General features: G+C 62.4%; 2 protein-coding genes. Both read right to left on the bottom strand.

Features of this window, described 5'->3' with window-relative positions; translation table 11 throughout:
- Positions 1–169: 169 nt before the first annotated feature.
- Positions 170–682, bottom strand: a complete 513-nt coding sequence (locus AC630_RS41825) for a hypothetical protein (RefSeq protein ID WP_074124278.1) — start codon at positions 680–682, stop codon at positions 170–172.
- A gap of 122 nt (positions 683–804) precedes the next feature.
- Positions 805–1,233: a VOC family protein gene (locus AC630_RS41820; protein WP_074124276.1), complete on the bottom strand. Its 429-nt coding sequence runs from the start codon at positions 1,231–1,233 to the stop codon at positions 805–807.
- Positions 1,234–1,419: the final 186 nt, after the last annotated feature.

Below are 1,419 nucleotides of genomic sequence, written 5' to 3'. Positions count from 1 at the left end.
GCCTACGGCGGGCCCTCAGGATGAGGTCACGTTTCGCGGCGAGATATCAAACCCTCATGGTGAGGAGCCCGCCGAAGCGGGCGTAGCGGACGATGCTTCGCATCGCCGCGAGAACAATGCAGGCCGCGCACGGTCGGCCCCCTCTCAACGGTCATATGCGATAGCCCTGCTAATCCCTGGAGGTCACCAGCTTGCTGAAGCTGCCGACCAGCCATGCTCTTGCGCGCGCAACATAGTCTCTCGCCGTGCGGCTGAAGGCGCGGACGACGCGCCAGGCTTCGGTTGCTCGTAGCCATGCCCTCACCTCGGCGAACTTACCGTGCGCCCAGGCGAAAGCTGGAATCCGCATCAGCTTGTCGCGCGTGAGATGGAACAGCCGTTCGACCAGCACGAGCTTGAGCAGCTCGCCGACGAGGAGAGTCGCCGCGCCGCTCAGGACCTGACCGGTTGCGGCGAGGTAAGCAGCCACCGGCTTGATCGGCTCCAGGATGATCACGGGAATGGAAAACAAGGCGAGCGACGGATAAGGCGGCAGCGATCTGATCCAGGCCCGCAATCGCTTGAATTCGAAATGGCGCCCAATCCAGCGCGATATCGGCCCCGTCACGGCCATGAAGACCGCATCCACCAGGAAGTAGATGGCAGCCAGGATGTAAGCAACGGGTTTCAGGATTCGCTTCACGATAACTCTCCCGCGAACTGAAAGCCGGAACTTGGGCCTAAGTTTCACCCCGGCGTGAATAAGTCGCGGATTCCTGAAGGAACTTTTTGGGCATCGTTTCGCCTCTCCGCCAATTATACCGCTCAAATCTCCGCGTACACCTCCAGGAGATTGCCGTCGGGGTCGCGGAAGAACAGCGTCCTATGTCCAAACGACTGGTTCGCTGGCGGCGACAACGGCGCCACGCCCTGCCGCGCGAGCTCGTCAGCGCATTGATCGACCTCGGCTGCGGACACCTTGAAGGCCATTTGCAGCGAGGCGCTCCCCGTCGGCGTCGGGGCATCCGCCGCAGTTCGGCTCGGTCTCGCCAGGGCGAGCGTGTTGCTGCCGACCCCGTACTCGATCCAGTTCGGCGAAAGTTCGCGCAGCAGCGGAAACACGAGAACGTCCTCATAGAAGCGCCGCATCGCGGCCATGTCGCGCACAAAGATGACGGTGTAGTCGATCGCACGAATGGCGCGGAAGGGCGAGCGGGTGTGTCGGCCTGGTTCGCTTGTCTGCTCGTCCATCATGGAATCCTTTATTCCCAACGTCGCAGCATGTAGCCCGCATAGAGCGACGCGGAATGCGGGACCGGGCGGTCCCGGATCTCGCTTCGCTCCATCCGGGCTTCTGTAACGGGCCTGAGTTAGTCAATCCCTTTTTGCGTCATCCACTCGCCGGGAACCTGCTTCTGTACGGGATCGGCGCGGTGGCCG

It is taken from the genome of Bradyrhizobium sp. AS23.2, from assembly GCF_001908185.1.
GTDB lineage: Bacteria > Pseudomonadota > Alphaproteobacteria > Rhizobiales > Xanthobacteraceae > Bradyrhizobium.
The sequence above is the reverse complement of the archived record's forward strand: the minus strand, read 5'-3'. Positions and strand labels throughout refer to the sequence as shown.

Bases quoted from the DNA above. Each gene is read 5' to 3' on its own strand.
- AC630_RS41820 (WP_074124276.1), bottom strand. From the start codon at position 1,233: ATGATGGACGAGCAGACAAGCGAACCAGGCCGACACACCCGCTCGCCC.